The sequence below is a fragment of the Lapillicoccus sp. genome (assembly GCF_025353065.1).
In the GTDB taxonomy this organism is placed as follows: Bacteria; Actinomycetota; Actinomycetes; order Actinomycetales; family Dermatophilaceae; genus Lapillicoccus.
This window is the reverse complement of the sequence record NZ_JANXRJ010000075.1, coordinates 1-18,551: the sequence shown is the minus strand read 5'-3', so window position 1 is coordinate 18,551 and position 18,551 is coordinate 1. Positions and strand designations below refer to the sequence as shown.

Genomic DNA, 18,551 nt, shown 5'->3' with positions numbered 1-18,551 from the left:
CCGCGACGCCAGCCACCCCCGCCACCAGACCAACCTCACCAGCCGGCCCGAGCCCGGTCCGGCAGGCGTCCGCGACGGCGACGACCGCCGCGACCCGCCGCGGGTCCGGGACCGGCGCCGCGACCCCGCGACCCCGCGACCAGCTCCTCGGCCGCCGCCCGCTCCAACGCATCAGCAACCGCCGCCGCCTGCACCCGCTCAGCAGACTCAGCAACCTCGCCGAACTCGCCAGACTCAGCAGACTCAGCAGACTCGGCAGACTCAGCAGACTCCGGACCGTCAGCGGCAGGCGACGTCTCGCCGTCACCGTCACCGTCACCGCCGCCGACACCGAAGTCCTTGTCCATACCCCCGACACTAGAGCCGACCACCGACAGACCCTTTTCGTCCCGAATTCCCGAATCCTCAAGCGACAGAGATCAATTCGTGTCCCACCAGCCACAGGCCGAGACGCTGTCGAACATCGCCAACGGAGTGCCTGAGCAGGCCGCCCGTAGCCTCGAGCCCATGCGCACCGCCTTCGGCCAGGAGTTCGACGTCCGCGACGGATACCTCAACACCGCCAGCATCGGGGTGCCCCCACGAGCAGCCGTCGAGGCTGTCGAGGCGGCCGTCCGGGCCTGGACCACCGGTGCGGCGCAACCCGCCGACTTCGACGCGTCGGTGCACGCTGCGCGGGCGGCATACGGACGGCTGGTGGGGTTCGAGGTGACGGACGTCGCCCTCGGGGGCTCGACGTCGGCGCTCGTCGCCCTCGTCGCGGCGTCCGTGCCCGACGGCACGCGGGTGGTGGTCGCGCGCGACGAGTTCACCAGTGTCAGCTTCCCGTTCGCGGTCCATGCACATCGGGGCGTGACCGTGACCGAGGTCCCGCTCAACGAGTTGCCCGAGCGGGCCGCGGAAGCCGACCTCGTGGCCGTCAGCGTCGTCCAGTCGGCCGACGGGTCCATGGTCGACGTCGAGACTCTCCGCGTGGTGACCGCCGACACCGGCACCCGGATCGTCCTCGATGCCACCCAGGCCCTCGGCTGGCTGCCCCTCGACCTCGGCTGGGCCGACGCCGTGGTGACCGCCGGCTACAAGTGGCTCATGTGCCCCCGCGGCTCGGCGTGGCTGGCCCTCTCCCCTGCCTTGCGCGCCGAGCTCACCCCACTCGCCGCCAACTGGTATGCCGGAGAGGATCCCTGGGCGAGCATCTACGGCCTACCGCTGCGGCTGGCCCTCGACGCGCGCGCCTTTGACGCGTCGCCCGCATGGTGGTCGCACGTCGCCGGGGCCGTGACCCTCCCCTGGCTGGCGGCGGCGGATCGAGCGGCCGTCCAGGCCCACTGCGCCGGGCTTGCCGACCGCTTCCTCGCCGGTCTCGGGCTCCCGCCACAGCACTCGGCCATCGTCTCCATCGACCTCCCGGACGGCATGGCACGACTCAAGGCAGCCGGGGTCACCGCCAGCAGCCGCAACGGCCGCGTCCGGCTCGCTTTCCACCTCTACACCGACGATGCGGACGTGGACCGTGCGCTCGAGGCCCTCACCCCCCGCTGACCCGCTGCCGAAGTCGCGCATCTGCGGTGAGGTGGCGCCCCCAGGGGCGCGACCTCACCGCAGATGCGGACGTCAGGGGGGTGGGGTGTCGTCCGGTCACACCCCGCGCGGCTCAGGCCGGGAGGGCAACCACCGGCAGGTCGTGCTCCCGGGCCCAGGCCTCCCACTCCGACGCCGTCCGGGTGGCGAACGCGGCGGAGAGGCTGTCCCGCGACCCGTCGACGTCGAGGGTCTCGAGCAGCCGGGCCCGGAAGTGGGGCTCCAGCGCCGCGACCGCGACGTGCCCCTCGCGGGCCGCATAGATCCCGTATGCCGGGTTGTCCCCGGCCAGCGGTCCCCCCGGCTGCGTGAGTCCCCACCGCATGGTGCGAGCCATGCTCTCGGCAGCCGCGCTCAGGGCGACCTCGGTGATGCTACCGACCCCGGTCGTCGCGCACCCGACGAGCAGCGCCAGCCCTTCGGTCACGGCGCGTTCCGCCCCGGCGAGGTCGGCCAGCAGCACGCGCGGCATCGTGTCGGGGTCGAGCAGGCCGACGACCGCCTGGTAGGTGAGGTCGTGCCCCGCGATCTCCGCGTCCGGTGACGGGCTGCCGACGATGGCGACGACGGACAGCCGGGGGTGGGTCGCGTGGACCTCATCCCAGCCCAGCCCGAGGCGCATGAGGGCCGACGGCCGCGAGGACGTGATCAACAGGTCCGCCCTCTCGAGCAGGGCGTGCAGCTGCTCCCGGTGCGCCAGGTCCTTGAGGTCGAGCCGGAGGACCTCCTGCCCGCTGGCCAGCTCGGCGTATGCCGTAGGGCTGGCGTGCGCCATCGGGTCACCGCCGGGGGGCTCGACCTTGGTGACGTGCGCGCCGAGGTCGACGAACCGGGCCGCTGCCACGGGGCCCGGGAGGTTGATTGCGATGGTGACGACCCGACGACCGGCCAACGGGCGCGGGGTCGCCGCGTCGGTCGTGTCGCCCGACGGAGCGGCTGTGGTCGGTGAGGTGGGCGGCATACAGGGCCAGTCCGTTCGTGAGGATGAGAACCGTTGCGGGACTTGGTGGGTCAGAGTTCAGCTCGCAGCTGCGGCTTGACCACCTTGCCGCTGGCGTTGCGGGGCAGTCGGTCCAGCAGGACGATGCCACGCGGGTGCTTGTATGACGCCAGCCGGTCGCGCAGGAACGCCCGCAGGTCCTCGAGCGCGAGGTCCGGCGCCCCGGGGCGCAGGGCGACCACGGCCACGGGCACCTCCCCCCATCGCTCGTCGGCCCGCCCGATCACCGCGACCTCGACGACGTCGGGGTGGCCGGCGATCGCGTTCTCGACCTCGGTGCAGTAGATGTTCTCGCCGCCGGAGATGACCATGTCCTTCTTGCGGTCGACGACCCAGACGAAGCCGTCCTCGTCCTGCCGCACGAGGTCGCCGGAGTGGAACCACCCGCCCGCGAAGGCCTCGGCCGTGGCCGCGGGCGCGTTCCAGTAACCCTTCATCAGCGTCGGTCCGCGATAGACGATCTCGCCGACCTCGCCCTGCGCCACCGGGCTGCCGAACGCGTCGACGACCTGCGCCTGGATCGTCGGGATGACCTGACCGACCGACCCGAGCTTGCGCAGCGCGTCGTCGCCGTCGAGGACACAGGTGATCGGCGACATCTCCGTCTGCCCGAAGACGGCGACGTTGCGGGCCTGCGGGAACGTGTCGGCCATCAGGCGGAGCAGCGTGTCGCTCGCCGGCGCGGCGCCCCAGCTGATGCAGCGCAGGGCGAGGTCCCGGTCGTGGACGCTCGGGTCGGCGCAGACCGCCTGCCACTGGGTCGGCACGAGGAAGACCGAGGTCACCCGTTCGCGTTCCCAGGCGTCGAGCGTGTCCACCGCCGAGAACTCCTTGAGCGGGTGGATGACGGTGCGGACGCCCAGCAGGAAGTTGGGCGCGACCGCGCCGAGCGCCGCGACGTGGAAGACCGGCGCCGCCATGAAGGACACGTCCTCGACCCGGGTCGCGAAGGCGCGGATGCAGGTCAGCGCCTGGCTCGCGAGGTTGACGTGGGTGAGCATCGCGCCCTTGGGGCGACCCGTCGTGCCGCTGGTGTAGAGGATCAGCGCGGTGGAGTCCTCGGGCACGTCGGGCAGGGCGAGGTCGGAGAGAGCAGCTCCCTGCCGGACGAGCGCCTCGAACCCGAGGTGGTCGCTATCCGTCTCCGCCCCCATGACGACGGCGAGACCCAGCGCGGGCACCGCGGCCCGGACAGCTCGGGCCAGCGGCAGGAGCGCGGGCTCGGTGACGATGCCGACGGCGCCGCAGTCCTCGGCCAGGTATGCCGCCTCGGGCGGAGTGAGCCGGAAGTTCACCGGCACGGCGATCGCCCCGAGCAGGTTGAGCGCGAGCACCGCCTCGAAGAACTCGACCCGGTTGAGGGTGAGCAGGAGCACCCGGTCGCCGTCGGTGATGCCCCGAGCGGACATCGACCGTGCCAGAGCGGTGCTGCGCTCGTGCAGCTGGCGCCAGGACGTCGCCACCCCGAGGTAGTGGAATGCCGCGGCCTCGGGCCGCATCGTCGCGTGGGTCTCGACCCAGGTCATCCAGTGGTTGCGGCCGGCCCGCAGCGGCATGACCCCGATCGGCGCTCGGGCGGTCGGCGCTGGGGTGGTGCCCACTGGGGCGGTCGGCGCTGGCAGGGTGGCCGCTGCGACCTCCGGGTGCTCAGGCCGGGGCATGGCGCCGAGTCAGCAGGGCGGTGACCCGATCGCCGAACTCCGTTGACACGAGCAGCTCCTGCTGCCCTCGGCCCTCTCGGGCGATGGCCTCCCCGATGCCGTGCAGCGACGCCGCGCGCAACGCGGACTTGGTCAGCTCGACGGCCCGACGGGGCGCGGCTGCGCAGCGTCGGACGGCCGCTTCGACGAGTCCGTCGAGCTCGTCGAGGCTCGACGCGGCCCCCGCGACGAGGCCGCTCGAGGCGGCCTCGGCAGCCGGCAGCGGGCGACCGAGGAGGATCAGCTCGTTCGCCCGCGCCCGGCCGACGGCCGCGCTGAGCAGCAGGCTCGAGCCCCCGTCCGGCATTAGGCCGATCGAGAGGAACGACTGCAGGAAGTAGGCGTCGGGGCCGGCATACGCGAGGTCGCAGGCGAGGGCGAGGGACATCCCGATGCCGACCGCGGCGCCGTTGACCCTCGCGATGACCGGCACCGGCGCGTCCACGACCGCGGTCACGAGGCGACCGGCGCCGTCCATGATGGCGTCGGGGTCGGCCCCCTCGGCGGAGACCTCGGTGAGGTCGGCTCCCGACGAGAAGGCGCGGCCCGCGCCGGTGACGACGACCACCCGCACGGCGAGTTCCGTTGCGGTCGAGCCGAGCTCGCGGATGAGGGCAGCGGTGGTCGCGCCGGTCAGGGCGTTCATCCGCGCGTCGTTGTCGATCGTCAGCCGGAGCACGCCGCCGTCGAGCTCACGCCGCAGGTCACCGGCGTCGGCACCACCACCACCGCCGCCGTTCACGCGACCTCTTCGTAGGTGCCGCCCGCGGCGGCGCGCTGCACGAGCGAGTCGGGCGGCAGGAAGCGATCGCCGTAGAGCGCCGCGAGCTCGCGGCTCCGGTCGACGAAACCCTGGAGGCCGCCGGGGTACTGGTCCATGTATCGGGCCACTCCCCCGGTCCACGCCGGGAAGCCGATGCCGAGGATCGAGCCGACGTTGGCGTCGGTCGAGCTGTCGAGCACTCCCTCGTCGAGGCACTTGGCCGTCTCGAGGGCCTCCGCGAACAGCATTCTCTCCTTCATGTCGTCGAAGGGGATCGATCGCCAGCCGCCCGCGGGCCGGAAGGCGTCGAGGCCGGGCCAGAGACCGGCTCGCCGGCCGTCGACGTAGTCGTAGAAGCCGGCCCCCGTGCTGCGTCCCGCCCGGCCGAACTCGTCGAGCATCCGGTCGGTCACCGCGTCCGCCGGGTGCGGCGTCCAGGTGCCGCCGGCCGCCTCGAGGGCGGCACGCGACTCCGCGCGGATCCGGCGCGGGAGGGTCAGGGACAGCTCGTCCATGAGCGCGAGCACCGCTGCGGGATAACCCGCCTGGGTCGTCGCCTGCTCGATCGACGGGGGCGCGATGCCCTCGGCGAGCATGGCCAGGCCCTCGCTGGTGAAGGTGCCGATGACCCGGCTGGTGAAGAAGCCGCGGGAGTCGTTGACGACGATCGGCGTCTTGCCGATCTGGCCGGCGAAGGCCAGCGCACGACCGAGCGCGGCGTCCGACGTCTGCTCCCCGCGGATGACCTCGAGCAGCGGCATCTTGTCGACCGGGGAGAAGAAGTGGAGGCCGATGAAGTCGGTCGGGCGACCGACTGCCTTGGCCAGCAAGGTGATCGGCAGAGTCGAGGTGTTCGACCCGAGCAAGGCGTCGGGCGCAACGACGGGTTCGATCTCGGCGTAGACCTGCGCCTTGACCGCAGGGTCCTCGAAGACCGCGTCGATCACGAGGTCGGCGCCGGCCGCTGCCGCGGGGTCGGCCGTCGCGGTGATCCTGGCCAGGAGCGCATCGCCGTCCTCCGCCGAGGACCGCCCGCCCTCGACGGCCTTGGCGACGAGCTTGGCGGAGTAGCCCTTGCCGCGGTCGGCCGCCTCCTGGCTGACGTCCTTCAGCACGACCTCGATGCCGGCCTTGGCGCTGACGTAGGCGATGGCCGCGCCCATCATGCCGGCCCCGAGGACGACGACCTTCTGCACGGGCCGCGCGTCGGCAGTGGCGAACTGCTTCGCCCGACCGTTGGCCTTCTGCAGGTCGAAGAACATGGCCCGGATGAGGTTCTTGGCCGTCTGGCTGCCCGCGAGCCCGACGAAGTAGCGGGTCTCGACGACGTGCGCGGTGTCGATGTCGACGATGGCCCCCTCGACCGCCGCGCTCATGATCGCGCGCGGCGCGGGGTAGGGCGCTCCCTTGAGCTGCTTGCGCAGCATCGCGGGTGCCGCCGGCAGCAGTGCGGCCAGCTTGCCCGAGGTCGGGGTCCCTCCCGGCATCCGGTATGCCGGGTCGTCCCAGTGCTGGATCGCGTCGGGATGGGCAGCGATCCAGGCCTTCGCGGCCGGGACGAGGTCGTCGACGGCCGGGACCACCTCGTCGATGATGCCGAGGTCCAGTGCCGCGTCGGGGCGCAGGCGTTGGCCCTGCAGGAGCAGGCCGGTCAGGGCCGGGAGGACACCCAGCATCCGGACGCTGCGCACGACACCACCGGCGCCCGGCAGCAGCCCGAGAGTGACCTCGGGAAAGCCGATCCGGGAGGAAGCCACGTCGGCGGCGATCCGGTGGTGGCAGGCCAGAGCGATCTCCAGCCCGCCCCCGAGAGCAGCCCCGTTGATCGCGGCGACGACGGGACGGCCCAGCGTCTCGAGGTCACGCATCGGCTTCTTGATCGCGGCGGTCCGCGCCATCGATCGGGCCGCAGCCTCGGGCCCGCTCTCGAGGTGCAGAAGGTCGGTGAGGTTGCCTCCGGCGAAGAACGTCTTCTTCGCCGAGGTGATGACGACACCGGTGACGGAGTCCTTCTCCTCGACGAGACGCGCGACGACCGCGGCGAACGAGGCGAGGTGGTCGGCGTTCATGGTGTTGGCCGAGGCGTTCGGGTCGTCCATGGTGAGGACGACGACGCCGTCGGCGTCGTGGTGCCACCGGATCGTGTCGGTCATCACGCACCCACGCGTTCGATGATCGTCGCGATCCCCATGCCGCCGCCGACGCAGAGGGTGGCGAGGGCATACCGGCCGTCGGTCCGCTCGAGCTCGTCGAGCGCGGTCCCGAGGATCATCGCGCCGGTGGCCCCGAGCGGGTGTCCCATCGCGATCGACCCGCCGTTGACGTTGATCTTGTCCATCGGGATGCCGAGGTCCTTGGCGAGCTTCATCGGCACCGCGGCGAACGCCTCGTTGACCTCGAAGACGTCGATGTCGGCGACGGTGAGCCCGGCTCGGCGCAACGCCTTCTCGGTGGCGGGCGTCGGCCCGGTCAGCATGATCGTCGGGTCGGAGCCCGTGACGGCGGTCGCGATGACCCGCCCTCGCGGCCTCAGCCCGGCCCGCTCCCCCGCCTCGGCGTTGCCGATGAGCATCAGCGTGGCGCCGTCGACGATGCCGGACGAGTTGCCGGCGTGGTGGACGTGGGTGATCTTCTCGACCCAGTGGTACTTCTGCAGCGCCACGGCGTCGAAGCCGCCCTGGTCGCCGATCTTCGCGAACGACGGCTTGAGCCTGGCCAGGGTGGCCCCCGTCGTGCCGGCCCGGATGTGCTCGTCGCGGTCGAGGACGAGGACCCCGTTGTCGTCGCGGACGGGCACGATCGACCCGTCGAAGAGGCCCTTGTCCCAGGCCCGGGCGGCGAGCTCCTGCGAGCGGACGGCGAACTCGTCGACCGCGTCCCGGCTGAAGCCCTCGATCGTCGCGATGAGGTCGGCGCCGATGCCCTGCGGCGCGAACGAGGTGTCGTAGTTGGTCGCGGGGTCCTGGGCCCAGGCGCCGCCGTCGGAGCCCATCGGGACCCGCGACATCGACTCGACGCCGCCGGCGAGGACGAGGTCCTCCATGCCCGACATGATCTTCTGCGCCGCGAGGTTGACGGCCTCGAGCCCGGAGGCGCAGAAGCGGTTGACCTGCAGGCCCGCGACGGTCTCGGGGAGACCGGCCGCCACGGCCGCGACCCGAGGCAGGACGGAGCCCTGCTCGCCGATCGGCGACACGATGCCCATCACGATGTCGTCGACCTGTGAGGGGTCGAGCCCCGGGTTGCGCTCCCGGATGGCGGCGATCAGGCCCATCACCAGCGAGATCGGCTTCGTCCCGTGGAGCGAGCCGTCCTGCTTGCCGCGGCCACGCGGCGTCCGGACCGCGTCGAAGATCAGGGCCTGTGGTGTGCCGCTCGCCATCGAGTTCCTCCTCCATCGGTCGCCACGCGGCGACGAATGCTGATTAACTTAAGCCGCCTAACTGAGCGTGTCAAGATGAGTATCTGGGGTTACGCTGAGCGAAGGTTCGTTCATCACGGGTCTAGTTCACGACGGGTCGGGATGGGGTGGCGATGACGGAGACGAGACAGCGCGTGGTCGGGCCGCCTTCTTCCCGGAACGGCCGGACTGTCCGGACAGCCCGCCCGAGCGACCGCAAGGACCAGATCGCCGAGGCGGCGGCCGTGGCCTTCGGTCGTCGCGGTTACCACGCCGTCGGGCTCAGCGACATCGCGGCCGAGGTCGGCATCTCGGCCCCCGCCCTCTACCGCCACTTTCCCAACAAGTACGCCCTCTTCGCCCACGTCGCGGTCGCCGAGATGGCCAGCCTCGTCGCCGTCGCCACCGACCCCGCGACCGTCCCCGACGCCGACGCCGACGCCGACGCCGACGCCGACGACCACGCCGACGCCGACGCCGCGCGAGTGCTGCGGGCGATCACCCGGGGCACGGTGGCGCACCGCGACCACGGCAGCCTCTACCGGTGGGAGGCCCGGTTCCTCGACGACACCGATCGGGCCCTCCTGCGCGACCGCACCCGGGCCCTGCGGGCCTGCCTCATCGGGCCCCTGCGGCGCGCCCGTCCCGAGCTGACCGAACGGGACGCGATCGTGCTGACGGCCGGCGCCCTCGGTGTCGTCGCCAGCGTCACGACCCATGACGTGAGCGACGAACGCCTCGAGGACGTCCTCGTCGGCCTCGCGACCCACCTGCTGACGACCCCGCTGCCGCCCGAGCCGGACAGTGACGACGAGGCGACCCCGTGGCACCCCGGCCCCCGCCCCCGCGCCAAGCGCGAGCTGCTGGTCACCGAGGCGCTCAAGGCCTTCGACCGGCTGGGCTACCACAGCGCCACGCTCGAGGAGATCGGCGGCGCGGTCGGGCTCAACGCCTCGAGCGTCTACCGCTACTTTCCGACGAAGGCCGCGCTTCTCACGGCAGGACTCGAACGGTGCACCCACCAGATCGACGCGGTCACCGAGGCGGCGCTCGTCGACGCCGCCGGTCCGGAGGCTGCCATCCGGGCCCTGACCGCGGCATACGTGCGGCTGTGGTTCCAGCGTCCGGAGGTCATGTCCGTCTACGCCACGCAGGTCGGCAACGTCCCGGCCGAGCACCGCGAGGACCTGCGCCAGGCGCAGCGCGACCACCTCGACGAGTGGGTATGCCTGGTGCGCGAGGTGCGTCCGACGCTGCCCATCGCCCTGGCGAAGCTCCGGGTGCAGGCCGCCCTCTCCGTCGTCGTCGACGTCGGGCGGCTGCTCCACTTCGACCCTCGCCCGTCGGCCCGGGCGCGCGTCGAGGCCCTCGCCGTAGCAGTCCTGCTCGCCCCCTGACTCGCCAACCGTCCACCAGCCGCCACCACCCCAGCCCCGACCCAGCCCCGACCCGAGGAGAACGACCGATGTTGCTCGAGCTCACCGACGAACAGCGCGACTTCGCCGCGTCCGTTACCGACTTCTGCACGAAGGAGGCGGGCAGCCGGGAGCAGCGCGACAAGCTCACCGACGGCGGCCGGCAGCCGCACAGTCTCGACATCAACCGCAAGATCGGAGCTCTCGGCTGGGCCGGCATCCGGGTGCCGGAGGAGTACGGCGGCGCCGGCGGCAACCACGTCGACATGTGCCTGCTCCTCGAGGGGACCTCGCGGGGCATGCTGCCCATCGGCGGGATCGGCCCGACCCTGATCGTCGGCAACGCCTACGCCCACTTCGGCAGCCCGGCGCAGAAGAAGGCCGTGCTCGGCAGCATCGTCGACGGTGACGCCCAGGCCATCTCGATGTCCGAGCCCGGCGCGGGCTCCGACGTCGCGGCCATCACCTGCCGCGCCGAGCGGACCGAGACCGGTTGGCGGATCAACGGCCAGAAGACCTGGTGCTCCAACGCGCACTACGCGAGCCACCTCCTGCTCGTCGCCCGCACCTCCAAGGAGGCGAGCAAGCACCAGGGCATCACGATGTTCCACATCCCGCTGCCGACCCCCGGGCTGGGGATGCGCAGCATCGACACGATGGGCGGCCGTGAGGTCAACGACCTGTTCTTCACCGACTGCGACCTCCCCGCGGACGCCGTCATCGGCGAGGTGGGTCAGGGCTGGCGCCAGCTGATGACCGGTCTCAACACCGAGCGGCTGATCCTCGGCGCGATGATGATCGGCACCGCCCAGCGGGCCTTCGACGACTGCCTGACCTTCATCACGACGCGGGAGCAGTTCGGCCAGAAGGTCGGCCAGTTCCAGGTCCTTCGCCACCGGATGGCCGATCTCGCGACCGAGATCGAGGCCACCCGCCTGCTCGTGTATGCCGTGGCGCGCCTCGCCGACGCCCAGCCCGACAAGGTACTGGCCCGGGAGGCGTCCATGGTCAAGCTGAAGGCGACCGAGGTCGCCAAGCGGGTGGCCCTCGAGGGGATGCAGATGATGGGCGGCTACGGCTACGCCACGGAGTTCGACATGGAGCGGCACGTGCGCGTGACCCTCGTCTCGACGATCTACGGCGGCACCAACGAGATCCAGCGCGACATCATCGGCAAGACCTTCGGCCTCTGACCGGCCCGCCGCCCGAGCCGCCCCCGCGACAGACCCCGCTTCCTGCGCCGCCCGCCCCCGCGGTTCGCCGGGGCGTGGCGGGGGCGGGGTCTGAGTGGGTCTGACATCCTTGCGCGGTGCCCGACGTCTCGCCCAAGGACCGCTTCGTCACCGTCTACGGCCGTAACCCGGTCATCGAGGTGCTCGACGACCACCACCTGACCGTCGACAAGGTCGTGCTCGCCGAGGGGGCCCATGGCCACGGCATCGGCGAGATCCTCGGGCTCGCCCGGGACCGGGGGGTGCCCGTCCAGCGGGCCAGCGCCGAGCGGGTGAAGAAGCTGGCCGGTAACGGTCGTCAGGACCAGGGGGTCTTCGCCGACGTCGTCGCGCCGAGGATGCGCCCTCTGCAGGACGCCCTCGCCGACCCGGACCTGCACCGTGTCGTGCTCGTCGACGGGGTGACGACCCCGGGCAACCTCGGCATGATCCTGCGGACCGCGACCGCGGCCGGCATCGACGGGATCGTCGTGCCGCGGCGGGGCGTCGCGTCGATCGACCCGATGGTCGTCAAGGCCTCGGCGGGCGTGGCCTTCCGGGCGCCGATCCTCAAGACGGGCACCGCGGCGGAGGCCGCCGACTGGCTGGCCGCGGCGGGGTTCCACCTCGTCGGCCTCGCGGCGGACGCGCCGTCGACGATCTTCGACGTCGAGCTCCCGGAGAACGTCGTCCTCGTCCTCGGGGGCGAGACGGACGGGATCGGCCCCGAGGTGGCGGCGCACGTCCGGTCCTGGGTCTCGATCCCGATGGCCGGTGGCGTCGAGTCGCTCAACGTCTCGGCCGCAGCGGCCGTGGTCTGCTTCGAGCTCGTCCGTCGGGCCGCGCGCCGCTGAGCCGGACGTCCTCGCCAGCCCCCGGACGACCTGGGTCAGGAGCCGTGGTCAGGCTCCCCAGCGGTCGGCGAGGGTGCGCACGACCTTGATGTCCCGGGTGGTGGACACCCGTCCGGTCAGCTTCTCGATGCGCGCGTTGCTGAGGGTCGCCGAGTGCGACGGGACGTCCAGCCAGAGGATGACGTGGTCGGCGTGCACGGCCGCCCGCTCCCCCTCCCGGTCCCAGGCGTCGAGGACGGTGGCGGCGGCCGGGTCCGGGAGGCCGTCGAGGAAGGCGACATGGACCCGGGCGTCCGCCGACAGCGGGGAGGGACGGAGGTCGACCGCGGTCGCCGCGGCCCGGAGACCGGACGGAGACCGCACCGCGACCGGGACATCGAAACCGAACTCCTGCGAGATGACGTCGTGCAGCCGGTCCGCGACCCTGGCGGCCGAGCGCAGCGGCGTCGTCACCCGGAGGTTGCCGCTCGCGATGTGGGTCTCGACGTCGTGGAAACCGTTGTCCGACAGGTGGTTTCGCAAATGCGCCATGGTCATCTGGCGTCGGCCGATGTTGACGGCACGGAGGAAGGCGACGTAGGTCGGCATACCGCGAATCCTCTCAGCCCTCACGGCAGGGTCATCGTGCCCCGGCCCAGCTCGAACACGCTGCCGCCGACCCGGATGGTGCCGTCCTCGTCGACGTCGAGGTGCAGCTCGGACGGCCGGTGGATCGCGTCGCCCTGCCGGACGACGCGGTGGATCCCCCGGTCGCCGCGCAGGTGGAACCAGCCCCCGAGGTTGGCGCACGCCGACCCGGTCGCGGGGTCCTCGACGACGCCCGACCCCTGACCGAAGAACATCCGCGCCTCGATCGACTCGCTCCCGGTCGGAGCCCACAGATAGATCTGCGACTCCCCCAGCGAGGACCGGCCGTGGCGAGCCAGCAGGGTCATGTCCGGCAGGGCGCGCCGCAGCGCCGCAGCCGAGACGAGCGGCAGGACCAGCTGCTCGACGCCGGTGTCGATCCAGGTGGCGTCCCCGTCGAGGTCGCCGACCGTGAGCCCGACCATCGCCGCGAGCTCGTCCGGGGTCGCTCCGGCGGGCCGGCCGGACGGCGTGGCAGGGGCTTCCAGGGTCCACCGTCCGTCGCTGAGGGCGACGGCCACGCGGCCGGCCGGCATACCGAGGACGACGGAGTCACGGCCGCACAGATCGGCCACCACGGATGCCGTGCCGAGGGTGGGATGGCCGGCGAACGGCATCTCGTAGCTCGCCGTGAAGATCCGCACGGTCGCGTCGACCTCGTCCGACCGCACACCACCGCCGGTCCCGGTGACGAAGGTCGTCTCCGAGAGGTTGAGCTGGCGGGCGAGGGACTGCATCTGGTCGCCGTCCAGGGCGCCGGCGTTCTCGAAGACGGCAAGCGGGTTGCCACTGAATGGATTGTGACTGAAGGGGTCGTCGTCGACGGTGAAGACGTTGACGATCCGGTAGGCGAGATCCATGGTGGCGAGCCTCTCAACCCGGTGGGGGACACACAACCGTCCGGGGGGTCACGATGTGACCGCCACCTCGAGCCGGAAGCCCACGCCACGGACCGTCAGGAGGTAGCGCGGGTGGGCAGCGTCGTCGCCGAGCTTGCGCCGGAGGGCACCCACGAGCACGTCCAGCGACTTCGACGACCCGATCCAGACGTTGCCCCAGAGCTCCTCGACGAGTCGCGAGCGGGTGACGACCCGGCCCCGCTCGCGCGCGAGGATCACCAGGAGGTCGAACTCCTTGTGGGTGAGCAGCAGCTCCTCGTACTGCAGCCAGGCCCGCTGTTCCGACCGGTCGATGAACAACGGGAAGAGCTGTGGCTCGACCGGGTGCGGCAGCCGCAGGAGCGCCCTGATGCGCGCGAGGACCTCGGCCTTGTGGAAGGGCGCCGCGAGGTAGGCGTCGGCGCCGGCGTCGAGGCTGCGGACCGCCTCGGACTCCCCACCACGGGTGGACAGCATGAGCACCGGCGTCGACCGTCCCTCGACGCGGAGACGGCGGGTCACCTCGAGGCCGTCCAGTCCCGGGAGCCGGAGGTTGAGCACGAGCAGATCGATGGAGGGGACGGGCAGGCCCCCGAGCGTCGGCCACTGGTGGTCCAGGGCGCTGGCCAGGGCAGCCGGGCCGGTGGTCAGGACCTCGACCGAGTAACCCTCGTTGCGGAGGGCGAGGGAGAGCGGCTCCGAGATGGCGTCGTCATGCTCCCCGACGAGGACACGAAACATGACATATGACGACAGCGGCCTTCACGGCACTTTCCGCGCAAACGCCCCCACTATCTCCCGCGTTCCTCTACCGCTGTGCGACTGTCGTTGCCGGCCTCGGGTGGTTCACGTCGGTGTGCTCGCCCTGTCCCTGGCCCTACGCTCGTCGGGTGACGACCCCTGCCTCGCGTGACGGCGAGCCGACCGGACACCTCGTGCTGCTGCGCCACGGCGAGACGGAGTGGTCGAGGTCGGGGCGGCATACGGGTCTGACTGACGTCCCCCTCACCGCGGAGGGTCGTCAGGCCGCACGTCGGGCGGGGACGCTCCTCGAGGGACGCCGCTTCGCCCGCGTCATCGCCTCCCCCCTGCAACGCGCCCAGCACACCGCGGAGCTCGCGGGGCTGGCGGACCTCGCCGGTCCGGCCGGGATCGAGACCGACGTGCGACTGGTGGAGTGGGACTACGGAGGCTACGAAGGGCTGACGACGACCCAGATCCGGGTTCGCCTGGGCCGTCCCTGGACCGTCTTCGACGACGGGGTCGTGCCGGGCGCGACACCCGGGGAGAGCATCGAGGCCGTGGCCGCTCGCGTCGCGGCGGTGCTCGCCGGGATCGCCGGCGACCTCCAGGACGGCGATGTGGCTCTCGTCGGGCACGGGCACTGCCTCCGGGTCCTGGCCACCGTCTTCCTCCGCCAGGAGGTCCGGATGGGGGCCCAGCTGCTTCTCGATGCCGGCTCGGTGAGCGTCCTGGAATACGAACGGGAGCAGCCCGCGATCCGCTCGTGGAACCAGGTCGCGCCCGTCTGACCTGCGCGGACACGCATCCCTCTCGGGTGAGCGCGATTGGCCGGCTCGGCGGTGACATCGTGGCCACAAGGCTGATGACACGGACCTGACCATTGCCTGAGAGTTGAGGCGAGAGACCGTGTGAGGGAAAGTGGGCACGTCATTTTCTGAAGCAGGAGGGGGAAAGCGCATGGAGTGTCAGCGCTGCCGTGCCGCGACGTCGGAGGCCTCGCGTTTCTGTCACATCTGTGGCAACGATCTGCGGAGCGCCGACGGAGAGCGGCGTCAGTCGTTCGCGGCCAGACCGGACGAGGCCGTCGCGTCGTTCGCGCTCGTGTCCACGATCATGCCGAGGAGCTCGGGCCAACGCCCGCAGACCTACAAGCTGGCCCTGATCATCTCGCTCTCCGCTGCGCTCCTGGCGGCGATCTTCGGGGCACTGCCGATCGCGCTGCTCATCGCCGCGTTCGCGATCCCGATCGTCTACATCGTCTACATCTACGACGTGAATCTCTGGGAGGACGAGCCGGTCACCGTCACGGTGGCGGCGTTCGTCGTCACCGGCGTCCTCGCGGTCCTGTTCACGTTGCTCTGGACCAGGGTGTTCCCGCTCCAGCCCACTCTCGGGAGCATGTTCGGCGGGACGACGGGACCGCAGGTCCGCGATCTCCTCGTCCTCCTCGTCCTCGTCCCCGTCGTCTCGGAGATCCTCAAGCAGCTCGGGCCGCTGTTCCTCGCGAGCCGTCCGAAGTTCGACGACCTCATGGACGGCCTGACCTTCGGGGTCATCTCGGGCGTCGCCTTCTCGGCCTTCGAGACCATCGTCCTCCACGGGGACCTCATCACCGCCGGGCCGCAGGGGACGACCAACTCCGGCCTCTGGATGGCGATCGTCTTCACCGAAGGCTTCGTCAAGCCCCTCATCTACGGCACCGCGACCGGTTTGGCCTGCGCGGAGTTCTCGGGTCTCGGCAAGGGCTACGACGGCTTCACGCCCCGCTACTTCGCCGCACTCGGGCTGGCGGTGGTCGCCAACATGCTCTATCAGGCGGGCGTCTTCCTGCTCGGTTTCGTCGGCACCCAGCCGCTCGGGCAGATCCTGGGCGTCATCTGGGGACTGATGATCCTCGGCCTGCTCATCCTGCGGCTGCGCAACGTCCTCCACCTGGGCCTGCTCGAGTCCGCCCTCGAACGTGCCGCTCGGGACGGTGGGGTCGGCGCCCACGGTGAGCTCGGCTTCTGCCCGCAGTGCGAGATGCCGCTGCTGGTGGACGCCGGGTTCTGCGCCGTCTGCGGGACCTCGCTGCGCGCCAAGGGTCAGGGTGTCCACGTCCATGCGGAGGCCGCCAGCGGCTCGGTCGAGACCACGACAGGGGACCAGGCATGAGCAACCCGCCCGGCCAGCAGCCGCAGTACGGCCAGCCGCCGCCGCCGCAGTACGGCCAGCCGCAGCCGCCGCAGTACGGTCAGCCGCAGCCGCCGCAGTACGGCCAGCCACCGGGCAACCCGGGGCCAAGTCCCGCAGGCCCCCGCGGGTTACGGACCCCAGGGTGGCTACGCTGCCGGCCCGATGGGACCGGGCAGTGCGGGTGGTCCGAGCGATCAGCGTCCGGGTGGTCCGCAGCCTCGGGCCAGCAACAGCAAGATCCTCGGGATCGTGCTCGCTCTCGTCGCCGTCTTCGCACTCGTCGGCGGGGTGATCATGTTCGTCAGCACGAAGTCGACCACCACGCCGCTGGACCAGCCGGTCATCTCCCAGCCCACCGACCAGCCCACCGATCAGCCGACCGACCCCGCCACGCCCACGACCGACCCGCAGTCGGGAACGACGGTCACCCTCGCCGGAGGCGTCACGGCCACGCTGCCCAACGACAGCTGGAAGGTCCAGGACCAGGTCACGGGCGGCGCGGTGATCATCAATGCGGCAGCCAACGTGTATGTGCAGATCCAGGCCCAGACCGGGCAGAGCACCGACCCGCTCACCCTCTGCGGCGTGCTCCAGGACGCCGCGGCGAAGGGCCTGGCCAACCTCCAGAAGACTCCTTGCACGTCCGGGAGCGACGTCGGCCGCGTCAAGACGGCCACGGGCAGCATCGTCGGGACCTACGCCGGGAAGAACGGCTCGTCCGAGCTCGGGACGATCCTGCTCGCCGGTGTCCGGGACCACGGGCTGGTGACCGGCATGCAGGTGCTGTTCGGGGTGAAGAAACCCCCGTCGTCGACGGTCCTGAAGGAGGCGTCCGGCATCTGGGCCTCCGTCATCGCGTCGCAGAACGCCGCCTGACCGGGGACCGCCCGACCCGGGACTCGCGGACGAAGCGGTGGTCACCCTCGAGGAGGCCACCGCTTCGTGGTCATCGGGCGCGGGTCCGGGGCGGTTTGACGACGGTGACGTCCCAGCGGCGGGGGGCGCCCACGGGCCGGGGCCCCCCGGGGACCTCGTCGCCGGGGAGGGGGTCCGGGTCGGGTGCCCAGGTGGCCGGTCCGGCGTCCCCGAAGACGGCGTAGGAGGACATCGCGCCGGTGCTGAAGCGCGGCCCGTAGCGGACGCCCTGGAGTCCCACGGAGTGGAGCGCTCGGGCCCAGGCCTGCGGCACGGCATACGGCACCATGGTCTCGAGCTCGCGCGTGACGCCGAACCCGGTGGCCTGCGCGGCCTGGAGGTCGGCCAGTCGACGGGTGTCGGGGACCCGGAGACGCGAGACGACGGACTCCTCGAGCAGGCTGGCGGGGATGGTGGTGCAGCCGACGAGCACCGGCCCCAGGCGTTCGCGCAGTGCCGTGAGGGGGCTGCCCGCGAGGTAGCAGGTGCCGTGCGGCACCGGGAGGTCGAACCGCCCACCCGTGCTGCTGAACCACCACGGTCCGTGCTCGCGGCGGTGCGCCCGGTGCAGCGGCTCCTCCGCCGTCAGGTCGTATGCCGGGAACCCCGTGAGCGGTAGCGCCGGCTGCCGCTGGGCGACCTCCTCCCGGTCGGTCACGCGGCCCACCGCACCGCATCCGCCTCCGCTGCCATCACGACGAGGTCGACCGCAGCCTGCGACGACCGGTGGAGGACGAGATGGTCGACGGCGCTGTGGCCCGAGAAGACCGGGGTGGGCGTGGTCAGCCACGAGGCGATCGTCCAGCCGTCGGCGCCGGCCCGGCCGAGGATGCCGACGGCGTCGACCACCCCCGGTCTCACCTCGGCGTTGCGGCCGAACTGGAGCAGCGGGTAGAGCAGGTGTCCCTCCGCTGTGCGGCAGGCCAGCAGGGTGCCGCGGCGGACCCGGTCCGCGAGCGCCTGACGACTGACGCCCAGCCATGAGGCGAGGCCGCTCGTGTCGTAGAACGGTCCGAACGCCGTGTCGTAGGGGTGCACGCCGGGCAGCGCAGCGACCATCCGGGCGGCGAGCTCGTCGAGGTCACCGAGTGAGCGCAGGCTGCGGCCCTGGACGGCCAGCTCGGTCGCGCGTCGCTCGAGCCGGCGTTCGATCGCGTGGAGCAGCTCGCCCGTCGCCACCGCGTTGCGTTCGCTGACGGGTGTCGCGGCGTCGTTCGGCATGGGCCCTCGCTTCCGAGCTGTCGGTGCTGTCGGTGCTGACCCGGCGCGTCAAGGGCGTCAAGGTCTG

17 protein-coding genes are annotated in these 18,551 nt (G+C 71.8%); 7 read left to right on the top strand and 10 right to left on the bottom strand.

Annotation, left to right across the window (positions count from 1 at the left end; genetic code table 11):
• Positions 1-426 precede the first annotated feature (426 nt).
• Positions 427-1,542, top strand: a complete 1,116-nt coding sequence (locus tag Q0R63_RS06635; protein ID WP_295695543.1) for an aminotransferase class V-fold PLP-dependent enzyme — start codon at positions 427-429, stop codon at positions 1,540-1,542.
• Positions 1,543-1,654: 112 nt separating this feature from the next.
• Here Q0R63_RS06635 and Q0R63_RS06630 read toward each other — a convergent pair whose 3' ends face one another.
• The 5 genes from Q0R63_RS06630 to Q0R63_RS06610 are packed head-to-tail and all read right to left on the bottom strand — an operon-like array spanning position 1,655 to position 8,426.
• The gene (locus Q0R63_RS06630) at positions 1,655-2,542 is read right to left on the bottom strand and encodes a CoA transferase (protein ID WP_295695542.1); all 888 of its coding nucleotides are present in this window, start codon (positions 2,540-2,542) and stop codon (positions 1,655-1,657) included.
• A gap of 50 nt (positions 2,543-2,592) precedes the next feature.
• Entirely contained in the window at positions 2,593-4,182 is a 1,590-nt protein-coding gene (locus Q0R63_RS06625; RefSeq protein WP_295695539.1) for an AMP-binding protein, read from the bottom strand.
• A 46-nt stretch (positions 4,183-4,228) separates the two neighbouring features.
• A complete protein-coding gene (locus Q0R63_RS06620; protein WP_295695537.1) occupies positions 4,229-5,023 on the bottom strand; it encodes an enoyl-CoA hydratase-related protein in 795 nt (264 codons plus the stop codon).
• Positions 5,020-7,197, bottom strand: coding sequence for a 3-hydroxyacyl-CoA dehydrogenase NAD-binding domain-containing protein (locus tag Q0R63_RS06615; RefSeq protein WP_295695535.1), 2,178 nt, complete (start codon positions 7,195-7,197; stop codon positions 5,020-5,022). The genes Q0R63_RS06620 and Q0R63_RS06615 overlap by 4 nt, the downstream gene beginning before the upstream one ends.
• Positions 7,197-8,426, bottom strand: coding sequence for an acetyl-CoA C-acetyltransferase (locus tag Q0R63_RS06610; RefSeq protein ID WP_295695533.1), 1,230 nt, complete (start codon positions 8,424-8,426; stop codon positions 7,197-7,199). Before Q0R63_RS06610 ends, Q0R63_RS06615 begins: the two co-directional genes overlap by 1 nt.
• Positions 8,427-8,578: 152 nt before the next feature.
• Between Q0R63_RS06610 and Q0R63_RS06605 the strand changes: the two genes are divergently transcribed.
• The 3 genes from Q0R63_RS06605 to Q0R63_RS06595 all read left to right on the top strand — a co-directional run bounded on the left by Q0R63_RS06605 (position 8,579) and on the right by Q0R63_RS06595 (position 11,924).
• Positions 8,579-9,841 (top strand): TetR/AcrR family transcriptional regulator, encoded by a 1,263-nt coding sequence (locus Q0R63_RS06605; protein ID WP_295695531.1) that lies wholly within the window; start codon positions 8,579-8,581, stop codon positions 9,839-9,841.
• Positions 9,842-9,909: 68 nt separating this feature from the next.
• The gene (locus Q0R63_RS06600) at positions 9,910-11,052 is read left to right on the top strand and encodes an acyl-CoA dehydrogenase family protein (RefSeq protein ID WP_295695529.1); all 1,143 of its coding nucleotides are present in this window, start codon (positions 9,910-9,912) and stop codon (positions 11,050-11,052) included.
• Positions 11,053-11,168: 116 nt separating this feature from the next.
• Positions 11,169-11,924, top strand: a complete 756-nt coding sequence (locus Q0R63_RS06595; protein WP_295695526.1) for an RNA methyltransferase — start codon at positions 11,169-11,171, stop codon at positions 11,922-11,924.
• A gap of 48 nt (positions 11,925-11,972) precedes the next feature.
• Here the strand turns inward: Q0R63_RS06595 and Q0R63_RS06590 are convergent, their stop codons facing one another.
• From Q0R63_RS06590 to Q0R63_RS06580, 3 genes are read right to left on the bottom strand one after another with little or no spacing between them, the layout of a single operon-like run.
• Complete coding sequence (locus tag Q0R63_RS06590) at positions 11,973-12,512, bottom strand: DUF1697 domain-containing protein (protein WP_295695524.1); 540 nt, start codon at positions 12,510-12,512, stop codon at positions 11,973-11,975.
• Positions 12,513-12,532: 20 nt separating this feature from the next.
• Positions 12,533-13,411: a PhzF family phenazine biosynthesis protein gene (locus Q0R63_RS06585; RefSeq protein ID WP_295695522.1), complete on the bottom strand. Its 879-nt coding sequence runs from the start codon at positions 13,409-13,411 to the stop codon at positions 12,533-12,535.
• A 48-nt stretch (positions 13,412-13,459) separates the two neighbouring features.
• Positions 13,460-14,170 carry a response regulator transcription factor gene (locus Q0R63_RS06580; protein WP_295695520.1) on the bottom strand — a complete coding sequence of 237 codons (711 nt, stop codon included), beginning with the start codon at positions 14,168-14,170 and terminating at the stop codon, positions 13,460-13,462.
• Positions 14,171-14,319: 149 nt separating this feature from the next.
• On the opposite strand from Q0R63_RS06580, the gene Q0R63_RS06575 reads away from it, so the two are divergent.
• The 3 genes from Q0R63_RS06575 (at position 14,320) to Q0R63_RS06565 (ending at position 17,224) form a co-directional block, all read left to right on the top strand.
• Positions 14,320-14,961, top strand: a complete 642-nt coding sequence (locus tag Q0R63_RS06575; RefSeq protein ID WP_295695518.1) for a histidine phosphatase family protein — start codon at positions 14,320-14,322, stop codon at positions 14,959-14,961.
• 325 nt (positions 14,962-15,286) lie between these two features.
• Positions 15,287-16,327 (top strand): PrsW family glutamic-type intramembrane protease, encoded by a 1,041-nt coding sequence (locus Q0R63_RS06570; RefSeq protein WP_295695516.1) that lies wholly within the window; start codon positions 15,287-15,289, stop codon positions 16,325-16,327.
• A gap of 270 nt (positions 16,328-16,597) precedes the next feature.
• Entirely contained in the window at positions 16,598-17,224 is a 627-nt protein-coding gene (locus tag Q0R63_RS06565) for a hypothetical protein (RefSeq protein WP_295695515.1), read from the top strand.
• 70 nt (positions 17,225-17,294) lie between these two features.
• Here the strand turns inward: Q0R63_RS06565 and Q0R63_RS06560 are convergent, their stop codons facing one another.
• Both Q0R63_RS06560 and Q0R63_RS06555 read right to left on the bottom strand, forming a co-directional pair.
• Positions 17,295-17,921 carry an RES family NAD+ phosphorylase gene (locus tag Q0R63_RS06560; protein WP_295695513.1) on the bottom strand — a complete coding sequence of 209 codons (627 nt, stop codon included), beginning with the start codon at positions 17,919-17,921 and terminating at the stop codon, positions 17,295-17,297.
• Entirely contained in the window at positions 17,918-18,484 is a 567-nt protein-coding gene (locus tag Q0R63_RS06555) for a hypothetical protein (RefSeq protein ID WP_295695511.1), read from the bottom strand. The genes Q0R63_RS06560 and Q0R63_RS06555 overlap by 4 nt, the downstream gene beginning before the upstream one ends.
• Between the last annotated feature and the right edge of the window lie 67 nt (positions 18,485-18,551).